General features: G+C 71.1%; 13 protein-coding genes. 5 read left to right on the forward strand and 8 right to left on the reverse strand.

The genetic code is table 11. From position 1 onward, the window contains the following. Nucleotides 1–115: 115 nt before the first annotated feature. The 4 genes from FHX32_RS24140 to FHX32_RS24155 all read right to left on the reverse strand — a co-directional run bounded on the left by FHX32_RS24140 (nt 116) and on the right by FHX32_RS24155 (nt 892). A complete protein-coding gene (locus FHX32_RS24140) occupies nt 116–316 on the reverse strand; it encodes a hypothetical protein (RefSeq protein WP_167187537.1) in 201 nt (66 codons plus the stop codon). Next, the gene (locus tag FHX32_RS35400; RefSeq protein ID WP_486481297.1) at nt 307–447 is read right to left on the reverse strand and encodes a hypothetical protein; all 141 of its coding nucleotides are present in this window, start codon (nt 445–447) and stop codon (nt 307–309) included. The genes FHX32_RS24140 and FHX32_RS35400 overlap by 10 nt, the downstream gene beginning before the upstream one ends. Before the next feature lie 80 nt (nt 448–527). Further along, nucleotides 528–707 (reverse strand): hypothetical protein, encoded by a 180-nt coding sequence (locus FHX32_RS24150; protein ID WP_167187544.1) that lies wholly within the window; start codon nt 705–707, stop codon nt 528–530. Further along, on the reverse strand, nt 704–892 hold the full coding sequence (locus FHX32_RS24155; RefSeq protein WP_167187546.1) for a hypothetical protein: 189 nt from the start codon (nt 890–892) through the stop codon (nt 704–706). Before FHX32_RS24155 ends, FHX32_RS24150 begins: the two co-directional genes overlap by 4 nt. Nucleotides 893–1,023: 131 nt before the next feature. On the opposite strand from FHX32_RS24155, the gene FHX32_RS24160 reads away from it, so the two are divergent. From FHX32_RS24160 to FHX32_RS24170, 3 genes are read left to right on the forward strand one after another with little or no spacing between them, the layout of a single operon-like run. Beyond that, a complete protein-coding gene (locus tag FHX32_RS24160; protein ID WP_167187549.1) occupies nt 1,024–1,866 on the forward strand; it encodes a Scr1 family TA system antitoxin-like transcriptional regulator in 843 nt (280 codons plus the stop codon). A 10-nt stretch (nt 1,867–1,876) separates the two neighbouring features. Next, on the forward strand, nt 1,877–2,047 hold the full coding sequence (locus FHX32_RS24165; protein ID WP_167187552.1) for a DUF397 domain-containing protein: 171 nt from the start codon (nt 1,877–1,879) through the stop codon (nt 2,045–2,047). Nucleotides 2,048–2,078: 31 nt separating this feature from the next. Further along, nucleotides 2,079–2,279, forward strand: coding sequence for a DNA-binding protein (locus tag FHX32_RS24170; protein ID WP_167187555.1), 201 nt, complete (start codon nt 2,079–2,081; stop codon nt 2,277–2,279). A gap of 185 nt (nt 2,280–2,464) precedes the next feature. On the opposite strand, the gene FHX32_RS24175 is transcribed toward FHX32_RS24170, so the two are convergent. Further along, complete coding sequence (locus tag FHX32_RS24175; RefSeq protein ID WP_167187558.1) at nt 2,465–5,371, reverse strand: vitamin B12-dependent ribonucleotide reductase; 2,907 nt, start codon at nt 5,369–5,371, stop codon at nt 2,465–2,467. Nucleotides 5,372–5,392: 21 nt separating this feature from the next. After that, nucleotides 5,393–5,887, reverse strand: coding sequence for a transcriptional regulator NrdR (nrdR, locus tag FHX32_RS24180; RefSeq protein WP_167187561.1), 495 nt, complete (start codon nt 5,885–5,887; stop codon nt 5,393–5,395). Between the two features lie 567 nt (nt 5,888–6,454). Between nrdR and lexA the strand changes: the two genes are divergently transcribed. Continuing rightward, nucleotides 6,455–7,240, forward strand: a complete 786-nt coding sequence (gene lexA / locus FHX32_RS24185; protein WP_088995361.1) for a transcriptional repressor LexA — start codon at nt 6,455–6,457, stop codon at nt 7,238–7,240. A 71-nt stretch (nt 7,241–7,311) separates the two neighbouring features. Here lexA and FHX32_RS24190 read toward each other — a convergent pair whose 3' ends face one another. Continuing rightward, on the reverse strand, nt 7,312–8,943 hold the full coding sequence (locus FHX32_RS24190; protein WP_167186431.1) for an SMP-30/gluconolactonase/LRE family protein: 1,632 nt from the start codon (nt 8,941–8,943) through the stop codon (nt 7,312–7,314). A 50-nt stretch (nt 8,944–8,993) separates the two neighbouring features. Next, nucleotides 8,994–10,445 (reverse strand): GTPase HflX, encoded by a 1,452-nt coding sequence (gene hflX, locus FHX32_RS24195; protein WP_167187564.1) that lies wholly within the window; start codon nt 10,443–10,445, stop codon nt 8,994–8,996. A gap of 176 nt (nt 10,446–10,621) precedes the next feature. On the opposite strand from hflX, the gene FHX32_RS24200 reads away from it, so the two are divergent. Beyond that, nucleotides 10,622–12,088: an NAD-dependent malic enzyme gene (locus tag FHX32_RS24200; RefSeq protein ID WP_167187567.1), complete on the forward strand. Its 1,467-nt coding sequence runs from the start codon at nt 10,622–10,624 to the stop codon at nt 12,086–12,088. The last annotated feature ends 125 nt before the right edge of the window (nt 12,089–12,213 follow it).

Consider the following 12,213-nt stretch of genomic DNA (forward strand, 5'->3'; position numbering starts at 1 on the left):
CGGCCAGCCCGACCGCGACGCTGACGCCGAGCGAGACCAGCGGCCGCAAGCTTCGCCGGGACGGGCAGGTTCGCCGTGGGCACCTCGCCAGGCCGGAGGTCGTCGAACCGACAGCCTAACCATGATCGATCTCACGCGCTGTCCCGTCCCGATGACGTGGCGCTCTCCGGCTGGCAATCTCCGCGAGGTGCTTCTGCTTGTGCTGGCGGACCATCACGTTCCACACCTCCTGGTCGTAGTCCGCGTCGGGCGGGATCCACTTGTGCGACCCGTCGCTGTAGTGGAAGCGCTCGTCCCCGGGCCGGATCACGCCCACCGGATCCACCCGAGGAAACGCCGGTGCAGCAGCCCCGCCGGCACCCAGGTCAGGTCTTCGGCGGCCGAGACCAGGTATGACCCCATGTAGAGCGCCAGCGAGACCGGCGCTCCCTCGAACTCCGCCGCCAACTCCCTGCGCCGGGTCGCGCACGGCCACGGCCCGTTGCACCCGCCGCAGGTCCACAGCGGAAGGACCGGCCCGTGCGTGGTCACGAGCCGCCGCCGAGAAAGCGCCAGGTGGTCGCGCGGGCATGCCAGCGGCACGCCCACTCCGCTTGATAGCAGGGGTACGGAGCCAGCCGCGCCCACCACCGCCGGCAGCCGATACAGAGGCCATCCACATCGGGCAGGTGCACCGCCAGGATCCGGCTGGCCTGCCGCTCGATCACGCCTGCTCCTCCCCCGGCCAGTGGCCGCGACGGATCGGGACACGGTGGCGGGCGCGGCAGGGCAACTCCGTGCCACAGCGGCAGACCCACCGCCACAGCAGCCACGACCAGACCGGACGGTGCCGCCGAGCCAGGGTCAGCGCCACCGCCAGCAGATACCCGTCGTACGAGACACGTGACGGCATCGCCCCTCCAGCCCGGGATCAAATCCATCGACTTGCACAGCCATTTTGCGTGTGCATTTTTAGGTAGTCAACCTCACACGCCAAGTCGACAGGAGCGTGTTGGACGGCGGTCAACCGGCACAATGACCGGCATGGAGAGTCCGACCTTCGTTCGCTTCCAGCTCGGTGCGCAGCTTCGGCGGGTCCGCGAGGAGGCCAACGTGACGGCCGAGCAGGCCGCCGAGGTGATCGAGGTCTCGGCCAGTACGCTGCGGCGTATCGAGGCGAGGCGAGTCGGAATCAAAGGACCAGCGCTCAACGCCCTGCTGGATCGCTACGGCGTGACCGACGCCGAGCTGCGCGACACGCTGCTGTCGATGGCGAAGAGCGGCAAACAGCGCGGCTGGTGGGCCAAGTACGGCGATCTACCGTCGTCGTACCGCCAATACATCGGACTGGAGTCCGCTGCCGAGGAGGTACAGAACTTCGAGACGCTGGTTGTGCCGGGTTTGCTCCAGACAGCGGACTACGCCCGGGCTATGACCAGCGAGGACGCATTCGAGCCATCGCCCGAAGCGGTTGAACGCCGGGTGGCCGTCCGCATGCAGCGTCAGGAGTTGATCACATCAGGCAAGTTGCGACTCGTGGCAGTTCTCGACGAAGCGGTGCTGCACCGTCAGATCGGCGGGGCAGCGATCATGACCGACCAACTCACTGCCCTGCTCGACGCCAGCAAGCGCTGGAACGTCTCGGTCCAGGTGATCCCGTTCAGAGAGGGTGCCTACGCCTCCATGCTGTCCAGCTTCCACATCCTGAACTTCGCTGAGGGTCCAGGCGTGGTCTACATCGAGGGCCTCACGGGCGACCTCTACGCGGAAGGCGAGGATGTGAGGCGCTGTACGGTTGTCTTCAACAGCCTGCGTGCCGCGGCCTTGTCGCCCACAGACTCGGCCGCGATGATCGAGGAAATCCGCGACGCGAGGCGTAAGAAGTAGGAGGCAGACCGTGGACTCGCAGTGGCGCAAGAGCACCCGCAGCGGCAGCAACGGTGCCTGCGTCGAAGCCAGGCGGGTCGACAGGGCCGTCGAGGTCCGCGACAGCAAGGACACCCTGGGGCCGATCCTTCGCTTCGACGGCCAGGCATGGTCCGCGTTCCTCGCCCACTTCAAGCAGTAGACAGCACCACGGGCGCTTGAGGCACTGGCGCATGAAGCGACCGCGCTTGTACGGGCCCGGCGAGCTGGTCGCCCTGTTCGGCGTGTCGCGGCAGCGGGTTCTGCAGATCACCCGCCGCCCCGGGTTTCCCGAGCCCGTCGCTCGCCTGATCGGGACGACCATCTGGGACGCGGACGAGGTGGACGAGTGGGCCCGACACAACCGCCCGCCGCGCCCGGCGAACGTGCGGTAGGTATCGGCAGCCGTCACGCCCTCAGGATCGCACCACGCCGGATCCCCCCGCCGACGAAAGCCGCCGGAATGGTCCACTCCAGATGCGGGAAGTCGGGATCCAGTGCGTTGGACACCCCGACGTCCCGCAGCTCGTGTCGATCAAGGGAAGCGCGGCCCGGGCACCCAGCCCGGGCCGCGCGTACGTCAGCTGCAGCCGCTGGTGCTGCCGCAGCCCTCGCAGACGTAGCAACTGCCGGCCGGGCGCATCTTCGTACCGCAGGTGAAGCAGAGCGGCGCGTCAGCGGCCTTGCCGATCACGGCCTCCAGCAGCTCGGTGCTGGAACCCACCGACGGCGCCGGCTTGGCGGCGGCGACCTCGGCGGTCTCCTTGGCCGGCTGGGCGACCGGGCCGGTCTTCGGCTCCTCCGGCCTGGTCTCGACCGGGGCGGAGGCGGCCATCGCGGCGAGGTCCGCGCCGCTGTTCTCCGCCTCCGCCTCGGCCCGCAACTGGGCAGCCCGCTCCTTGGCGGTGAAGATGCCCAGCTCCGCGCGCCGCTCGTACGGCAGGAAGTCCAGCGCGAGCCGGCGGAAGATGTAGTCCATCACCGAAGCGGCCATCCGCACGTCCGGGTCGTCGGTCATGCCGGCCGGCTCGAAGCGCATGTTGGTGAACTTGCTGACGTACGTCTCCAGCGGCACGCCGTACTGGAGGCCGATGGAGATGGCCACCGAGAAGGCGTCCATCACGCCGGCGAGGGTCGAGCCCTGCTTCGACATCTTGAGGAAGACCTCGCCGAGGCCGTCGTCGGGGTAGGACGACGCGGTGAGGTAGCCCTCGGCGCCGCCGACGGAGAAGCTGACCGTCTGGGACGGGCGCTTCTTCGGCAGCCGCTTGCGCACCGGGCGGTACTCGACGACCTTCTCGACCACCTTCTCCACCTCGGCCGGAGCCTCGGCGGTGGCCTTGTTCGGCTTGGCCGCCGACAGCGGCTGGCCGACCTTGCAGTTGTCCCGGTAGATGGCCAGGGCCTTGAGGCCGAGCTTCCAGCCCTCGAAGTAGATCTTCTCGACGTCCTCGACGGTGGCCTGCTCCGGCATGTTGACCGTCTTGGAGATCGCGCCGGAGATGAACGGCTGGACCGCCGCCATCATCCGCACGTGCCCCATCGGCGCGATGGACCGCTCGCCCATGGCGCAGTCGAAGACCGGGTAGTGCTCCGGCTTCAGGCCGGGGGCGTCCACCACGTGGCCGTGGTCGGCGATGTGCTCGACGATCGCCTCGACCTGCTCCTCCGGGTAGCCGAGGCTGCGCAGGGCGCGCGGCACGGTCTGGTTGACGATCTGCATCGAGCCGCCGCCGACCAGCTTCTTGAACTTGACCAGCGCCAGGTCGGGCTCGACGCCGGTGGTGTCGCAGTCCATCATCAGGCCGATGGTGCCGGTCGGCGCGAGCACGCTGGCCTGCGAGTTTCGCCAGCCGTTCTTCTCACCGACCTTGTTGCCCAGCGACCACTGCTTGGTGGCCTCCCGCTGGATGGCGGTGGCCACGGTGCCGGCCGGCTTGATCTCGTCGTTGGCGGCGGCGTGCTTGCGCATGACCCGCTTGTGCGGCTCGGCGTTGCGGGCGTAGCCGTCGTACGGGCCGACGATGCCGGCCAGCTCGGCCGAGCGGCGGTAGGCGGTGCCGGTCATCAGCGAGGTGATCGCCGCGGCGACCGAGCGGCCCTGGTCCGAGTCGTACGGCAGGCCGGAGGCCATCAGCAGGGCGCCCAGGTTGGCGTAGCCGATGCCGAGCTGCCGGTAGGCGCGGGTGGTCGCACCGATCTTCTCGGTCGGGAAGTCGGCGAAGCAGATCGAGATGTCCATAGCGGTGATGACCAGCTCGACCGACTTGACGAACTTCTCCACCTCGAAGTTGCCGTCGGCGCGGAGGAACTTCATCAGGTTGAGCGAGGCCAGGTTGCACGAGGAGTTGTCCAGGTGCAGGTACTCCGAGCACGGGTTGGACGCGGTGATCCGGCCGGTCTCCGGGCAGGTGTGCCAGTCGTTGATGGTGTCGTCGTACTGCAGGCCGGGGTCGGCGCACTCCCAGGCGGCCTGGGAGATGGTGCGGAACAGCTTCTTGGCGTCGATGGTGTCGATGACCGCGCCGTCCAGCCGGCCGCGCAGGTCGAAGCTGCCGCCGTTCTCGACCGCCGTCATGAACTCGTCCGAGACCCGGACCGAGTTGTTGGCGTTCTGGTACTGGACGCTGACGATGTCGGCGCCGCCGAGGTCCATGTCGAAGCCGGCGTCGCGCAGCGCGCGGATCTTGTCCTCCTCGCGCGCCTTGGTGACCACGAACTCCTCGATGTCCGGGTGGTCCACGTCGAGGATGACCATCTTGGCCGCGCGCCGGGTGGCGCCGCCGGACTTGATGGTGCCGGCGGAGGCGTCCGCGCCGCGCATGAAGCTCACCGGGCCGGAGGCGGTGCCGCCGGAGGAGAGCAGCTCCCTGGAGGAGCGGATCCGGGAGAGGTTGACCCCGGAGCCGGAACCGCCCTTGAAGATCAGCCCCTCCTCCTTGTACCAGTCCAGGATCGAGTCCATCGAGTCGTCGACGGCCAGGATGAAGCAGGCGCTGACCTGCTGCGGCGACGGCGTGCCGACGTTGAACCAGACCGGCGAGTTGAAGCTGAACACCTGGTGCAGCAGCATCCAGGTCAGCTCGTGGGCGAACACCTCGGCGTCGGCCGGGCTGGCGAAGTAGCCGTACTCCTCACCGGCGGTGCGGTAGGTGGTCACCACCCGGTCGATCAGCTGCTTGAGCGACCACTCCCGCTCCGGGGTGCCCACCGCGCCCCGGAAGTACTTGGTGGTCACGATGTTGGCCGCGTTGACGCTCCAGGTCTCGGGGAACTCGACCCCGCGCTGCTCGAAGTTGACCGAGCCGTCCCGCCAGTTGGTCATCACGACGTCGCGGCGCTCCCAGGTGACCTCGTCGTACGGGTGCACCCCCTCGGTCGTCCAGACCCGCTCGACCTTCAGACCTGTCCCCGCCTTGCTCCGCGACCTGCTCGTCGTCACGACGTCCGCCCCCTCGTCTACGTGGTCACCCACCACGCGTCCCATCTGTCAGAAATCTGGAAAAACTCAACCGGCCCGGCCGGCGGCCTCGGCCGCCCCGGCCTCGGCGCCCTCCCGGGCGCGTGCCCGCAGCGTCTCGATCTCCCGCTCGAAGTCGGCGAGCGAGTCGAACGACCGGTAGACGCTGGCGAACCGCAGGTAGGCCACCTCGTCCAGGTCCCGCAACGGGCCCAGGATGGCCAGCCCCACCTCGTGGCTGGGGATCTCGGCGGCCCCCTTGGCCCGGACGGTCTCCTCGACCCGCTGCGCGAGCAGCGCGATCGAGTCGTCGTCCACCGGCCGGCCCTGGCACGCCTTGCGCACCCCGCCGATGATCTTCGTGCGGCTGAACGGCTCGGTCACCCCGCTGCGCTTGACCACCGCGAGGACCGCCTCCTCGACCGTGGTGAACCGCTTGCCGCACTCCGGGCAGGACCGCCGCCGGCGGATCAACTGGCCGTCGTCGGCCTCCCGCGAGTCGACCACCCGGGAGTCGGCGTGCCGGCAGTACGGACACCGCATCGCCTGACCTCCTTCGTCGATCCGCGGGCCCGCCCCGCGCACCTCCGGGCACGCCGGACCCCGGCGGGGCCATCCTCCGATGACCGTCGCCGTGCCGGCGGTACGGGAGTGCGGTCGGTAGCCGAACCCAACCTGTAGGCGACTTACGCCCGTGTGACTACTACATCTAGGGGTCGACCGTATGCCGCCGACGATCGGAGGTCAAGTTGGGCGGCGTGTCCGGCGCGTCACCGGCAAACCCCGCCGAACCCCCCTTCCCGGTACCGCCCGAGGACCAACCGAACGGCGCCGCCGGGGGTTACCGCCCGGCCGGACGGCACCCGCCGACGATCCGCCAGAATCGAACACCCGTTCGACCCGACGTACCATTACCAGAACGGGCGTACGAGCGACCGGCTTTTCCACCCCGACACGCCGAGCCGAGGTCGTACAGATGTTTGAAAATGACCGATCTCACCTATACGGTCAGGAACAACCGGTCGCGGCACCCGCCGTACCGGCCAGCACAGCCCCGCCGCACGCACCACGAGCCGCCGAGGCACCCAGCGCCGACCAGGGAGGACGGACGTGACCGAGGACCGGGCCAGCCGGCCCAAGAGCCCGCAGCAGATCACCGAGGCGGGCCCGCCGGCCACCCGACGCCGGGCCGCCGCGCGCGGCCGGGCCGGGCAACCCGCCGTGCGCCCGGTCACCCCGGTGGTCAGCGCATTCCCCGACCCGGCGACGGTCGACCTGACCGCCCGGCAGCGGCGGATCCTGGAGTTCATCCGCACCTGGGTGGACCGGCACGGCTACCCGCCGAGCGTGCGCGAGATCGGCGAGGCGGTCGGCCTGGTGTCGCCGTCCAGCGTCGCCTACCAGCTCAAGGAGCTGGAGAAGAAGGGCTTCCTGCGCCGCGACCCGAACCGGCCGCGGGCGGTGGACGTCCGCGCCCCGAGCGACGTGGTCGACGACGAGCTGGCCCGCTCGCAGCGCCCCGCCCCGGCGTACGTGCCGATGCTGGGCCGGATCGCCGCGGGTGGCCCGATCCTCGCCGAGCAGGCGGTCGAGGACGTCTTCCCGCTCCCCCGCGAACTGGTGGGTGAGGGCGAGGTCTTCATGCTCCAGGTCAAGGGCGACTCGATGCTCGACGCGGCGATCTGCGACGGCGACTGGGTGGTGGTCCGGCAGCAGCCGACCGCCGAGGCCGGCGACATCGTCGCCGCCATGCTCGACGGCGAGGCGACCGTGAAGACCTACCGCCGCCGCGACGGCCACGTCTGGCTGATGCCGCAGAACCCGGCTTTCGACCCGATCCCGGGCGACGACGCCACCATCATGGGCCGGGTCGTCGCGGTGCTGCGCCGCATCTGACCCATCCTGCCGGGTGGCCGCCGGCCGGCGGCCACCCGGACCGTCCGGTCGACCAGCCACGTGCCGGGTGGTCAGTACCGGTCGCCCCGGTAGCCCCGGCCGGGCACCTGCCCGTACGAGCCGCGCCCGTCGTCGTACCCGCCGTCGCGGCGGCGCCCCGGCCGCTGCCCCCGGGGATCCTGGTCCGAGCCGCCCCGGTGGGGCGGCTCCGCCCGGCCGCCACCGCCGTACCCGCCGCCGGGCTGGCCGCCGTAGACGCCGCCACCGCCGGCGGGCCGGCCGTTGGGGCGGCCGCCACCGTAGACGCCGCCGTCTGCCGGGCGGCCGCCACCGTAGACGCCACCGCCGCCCGCGGGGCGTCCACCGGCACCGCCGCCCGCCGGGCGGCCACCGCCGTAGACGCCGCCACCGGCCGGCGCGCCACCACGGCCGCCACCTCCGCCGTACACCCCGCCGCCGGGCGCTCCCCCGTAGACGCCACCCCTGGCGGCGCCGGGCTCGGGGAAGTCGTCGTCCGGTCGGCCCCGCCGGTTGTCCCGGAGGTCGTCGTCGAGGTCGTGGCCGTCCGCGTCGTCGCCGGACGACCCGGCGCCGCGCTTGCGGGCCCGCAGGATGCCGACGATGCCGGCGGCGACCAGCAGCGCGCCGATCACCCCGACCGCCGCGATGAGGTAGGTGATGTCCTGCAGCGACAGCGAGTCGAACCAGGACAGCGAGGCCTTCTTCTGCTGGGCCTCCTCCTCGCCGGCCACCGGTTTCGCGCCCTCGGTGGAGGGGGCGTAGCTGAGGATGTCGATCGGCTCGTCGTCCTCCAACTGCCCGCCGTCGGAGACGGTGAGGAAGGACTTGCCGTCCGGGGTGTAGGCGATCGCCTCGCCGAACGGATCGGCGAGCGGGGTGACCTTGGGCTTGCCGGTGGTCACCGCGGCCAGCACGTCGCCGTTCGACACGTCGTACTCGAAGGCGTCGGCGTACGTGCGCAGCACCACCCGGGTGCCGTCCGGCGACCGGGCGGCACCGGTGATCGCAACCCGGCCAAAGGTGTTGAACGGGTTCTCGGTGGTGGTCTTCGGCAGGTCGATCTCGCCGACCTGCTTCATCGGCACCGGGTCGGTGTCCCCGGTCTTGAGCTTCCCGTCCGGGGTGAAGACCTTCGCCTTGCCGCTGGTCACCTTCGTGATGATCAACGGGCTGCCGTCAGCGTTGATCAGCAGCGCCTCGGCGTCGTGGTGCTTGCCCTCCGGGTACGACAGCCGGTGCAGCTGCGGCTTCTTGGCGCCGCTGATCGGCATGCTCCACACCGCTACCCGGTCCCGCCGGTTCTTGCTGGTGACGTTGTCGCCGGTGTCGGCGATCCAGAGCGTCTCGCCGTCCGGCGAGACAGCCAGGTCCTCGGTGTCCAACGGGCCGCCGCCGGAGTAGCTGACGTTCTTGGTGACCTCACACTTGCTGTCGAGGAAGAACACCCGCTTGCGGCTCTCGACCTCGGTGCCGTCGTTGATCACGATGTAGCCGCTCTTGGTGGCCACCAGGCCGGAGAGCTCGCGCAGCCGCTCGTCGGTCACCGTGCACCGCTTCTTGCCGGGGGCGAGCGCGGACGGGAGCGCGGCGCCGGCGGGCGCCGCCAGGGCGGCTCCGCCGGACGCCACGGTCACCCCGAGCAGGCCGAGGGCAACCATGATCGACGAGACAGCGCGGCGCATGGGGCCAGTGTCGCATGCCCCGCGTTTCGGGCGGGTGACGCCGGCACGCCTCACCGGGCCCCGGCGACCGCCTGCCCCTCCTCCGCCCGGAACGGCGCCAGCTCGGCGGCGAGGCTCTCGCCCACCCGTACGTGCAGCAACGTGCCCTCCGGCAGGTGCGCCGTGCTGAGCACCTCGCCCTGCCGGTGCACCCGGGCGACCAGGTCACCCCGGTCGTACGGGAGCACCGCCCGGACCTCCACCGCCGGGCGGGGCAGCCGTGCCTCGACCGCCTCGCGCAGCCCGTCGATGCCGCCCCCGGTGTGCGCCGAGACGAAGATCGCCTCCGGCCAGAGCCGCTTCAACCGCAGCAGCGTCTCCTCGTCGGCCGCGTCGGTCTTGTTCACCACCAGCAGCTCCGGCAGCCGGTCGGCGCCCACCTCGGCGAGCACCTCGCGGACCGCCCGGACCTGCTCCTCCGGGTCGGGATGGGTGCCGTCGACGACGTGCACCACCAGGTCGGCGTCGGCGACCTCCTCCAGCGTCGAGCGGAACGCCTCGACGATCTGGTGCGGCAGGTGCCGGACGAAGCCCACCGTGTCGGAGAAGGTGTAGAGCCGCCCGTCGGCGGTGGTGGCCCGGCGGGTGGTCGGGTCCAGGGTCGCGAAGAGCGCGTTCTCCACCAGCACACCCGCCCCGGTCAGCCGGTTGAGCAGGCTCGACTTGCCGGCGTTGGTGTAGCCGGCGATGGCCACCGCGGGAACGGCGTTGCGGGCGCGGCGGGCGCGCTTGGTCTGCCGTACCGTCTTCATGCCCTTGATCTCCCGGCGCAGCCGGGCGATCCGGTGCCGGATCCGGCGCCGGTCGGTCTCCAGCTTGGTCTCACCGGGACCGCGCAGGCCCACGCCGCCGCCGGCGCCGCCGCCGCGACCGCTGCCACCGGTCTGCCGCGACAGCGTCTCGCCCCAACCACGCAGCCGGGGCAGCAGGTACTCCAGCTGGGCCAGCTCGACCTGAGCCTTACCTTCCTTGCTCTTGGCGTGCTGGGCGAAGATGTCGAGGATCAGCGCCGTCCGGTCGACCACCTTGACCTTGGTGCGCTGCTCCAGGTTGCGCAGCTGGGACGGGGACAGCTCACCGTCGCAGATCACCGTGTCGGCGCCGCTGGCGAGGACCACCGAGCCGAGGTCGTCGACCTTGCCCCGGCCGATGTAGGTGGCCGGGTCGGGCCGGTTGCGCCGCTGGATCAGCCCCTCCAGCACCTGCGAGCCGGCGGTCTCGGCCAGCGCGGCCAGCTCGGTGAGGGAGTTCTCGGCGTCGATCTGGGTGCCCTCGGTCCAGACGCCCACCAGGACGACCCGTTCCAGCCGGAGCTGGCGGTACTCGACCTCGGTGATGTCGGTCAGCTCGGTGGAGAGGCCGGGGACCCGCCGCAGCGCCTGCCGCTCCGACAGCTCGAACTCACCGGTGGTGGCGTCGAGCTCGTCGTCGTCGAGGGGAACGTAGGTCTCCTGGTCTCGCAAGCTGTACTCCTGTCCGTTCTGTCAGGTACCGAGCAATCCTGACATGTAGCAACGCCGGACGCACCTGCTATATGCCCGGTCCGTACCGGCCGGTAGCGGGGCCGGATGCCGGCCGACCTGCGCGGGCGAGTAGAAATGCGGGGCGACACCCGTTCAGTGCTGACGGAGGGAAACCCGTGGCCATCACCCGACTTCCGAGTGCGGGGTTCTCGATCACCATCCGGATCGCCGTACCCGCCGACGCCTCGTCGATCGGCCGGCTGACCACCTCCGTCGGGGAGGCCGGGGCGATCGTCACCGCGCTGGACGTCGTCGACTCCGACCCGACCCACGTGATCGTCGACCTCACCTGTGACACCGCCGACGCCGGCCACGCCGACCAGGTGGTCGAGGCGCTGACCGCGCTGGACGGGGTGGACGTGCGGAAGGTGTCCGACCGCACCTTCCTGCTGCACCTGGGCGGCAAGATCGAGGTGAGCTCGAAGGTCGCGCTGCGCACCCGCGACGAGCTGTCCCGGGCGTACACCCCGGGGGTGGCCCGGGTCTGCCAGGCGATCGCGGAGAACCCGGCCGACGCCCGCCGGCTGACCATCAAGCGGAACACCGTGGCCGTGGTCAGCGACGGCTCGGCGGTGCTGGGCCTGGGCAACCTCGGCCCGGCCGCGTCGCTGCCGGTGATGGAGGGCAAGGCGGCGCTGTTCAAGCGCTTCGGCGGGGTGGACGCCTGGCCGGTGGTGCTCGACACCCAGGACACCGACGAGATCGTGTCGATCGTCAAGGCCATCGCGCCGGCGTACGGCGGGATCAACCTGGAGGACATCGCCGCGCCGCGCTGCTTCGAGATCGAGGCCCGGCTGCGCGAGGCGCTGGACATCCCGGTCTTTCACGACGACCAGCACGGCACCGCGATCTGCGTGCTGGCCGCGCTGACCAACGCGCTGCGGGTGGTGGGCAAGCAGCTCGCGGACGTCCGGGTGGTGGTCTCCGGCGCCGGCGCGGCGGGCACCGCGATCATGAAGCTGCTGCTGCGCCAGGGCGTGGGCGACATCATCGCGTACGACCGGCAGGGCGCCCTGCACCGCGGCCAGGCCGACCTCAACCCGGCCTGGCAGTGGCTGGCCGAGCACACCAACAAGGAGAACTACGCCGGCGACCTGCCCGGGGCCATCCGGGGCGCGGACGTCTTCATCGGGGTGAGCGCGCCCAACCTGCTCACCGGGGAGGACATCGCCGGGATGGCCAAGGACGCGATCGTCTTCGCGCTGGCCAACCCGGACCCGGAGGTCGACCCGCGGGAGGCGCGCAAGCACGCGGCGGTGGTCGCCACCGGCCGCTCGGACCAGCCGAACCAGATCAACAACGTGCTCGCCTTCCCCGGCGTATTCCGCGGCATGCTCGACGCGCACGCCGAGGAGTTCACCGAGGAAATGGCGATCGCCGCCGCCCGGGCGATCGCCGACGTGGTCGGCGAGGACAAGATCAACCCGACGGTGATCGTGCCCAGCGTCTTCGACTCGCGGGTCGCGCCGGCGGTGGCCGCGGCCGTCCGGGCCGCCGCGCAGCACCCGGCGCCCGCTCCGGCCGCCGACCCCGGCCCCGCCGACCTCCCCGAGATCGCCGCCGAAGCCTCCGCCACCCCCTGACCTCGGCTCACCCGCTGGCAGGACGAGGGATCTGGGCGCGGATCGAGGCGATGCTGCTGGTCGACGCGACACGGACGGGGATCGCGGACACGGACGGGGATCTGGACTGGCACGAATTCGGCAGC

The organism is Micromonospora sp. CNZ280 (assembly GCF_011759515.1).

What these genes read in the sequence shown, in the direction of transcription:
- FHX32_RS24155 (WP_167187546.1), bottom strand. Translation starts at nt 892, where the DNA reads ATGCCGTCACGTGTCTCGTACGACGGGTATCTGCTGGCGGTGGCGCTG.
- FHX32_RS24160 (WP_167187549.1), top strand. Translation starts at nt 1,024, where the DNA reads ATGGAGAGTCCGACCTTCGTTCGCTTCCAGCTCGGTGCGCAGCTTCGG.
- FHX32_RS24170 (WP_167187555.1), top strand. Translation starts at nt 2,079, where the DNA reads ATGAAGCGACCGCGCTTGTACGGGCCCGGCGAGCTGGTCGCCCTGTTC.
- FHX32_RS24175 (WP_167187558.1), bottom strand. Translation starts at nt 5,371, where the DNA reads ATGGGACGCGTGGTGGGTGACCACGTAGACGAGGGGGCGGACGTCGTG.
- nrdR (WP_167187561.1), bottom strand. Translation starts at nt 5,887, where the DNA reads ATGCGGTGTCCGTACTGCCGGCACGCCGACTCCCGGGTGGTCGACTCG.
- FHX32_RS24190 (WP_167186431.1), bottom strand. Translation starts at nt 8,943, where the DNA reads ATGCGCCGCGCTGTCTCGTCGATCATGGTTGCCCTCGGCCTGCTCGGG.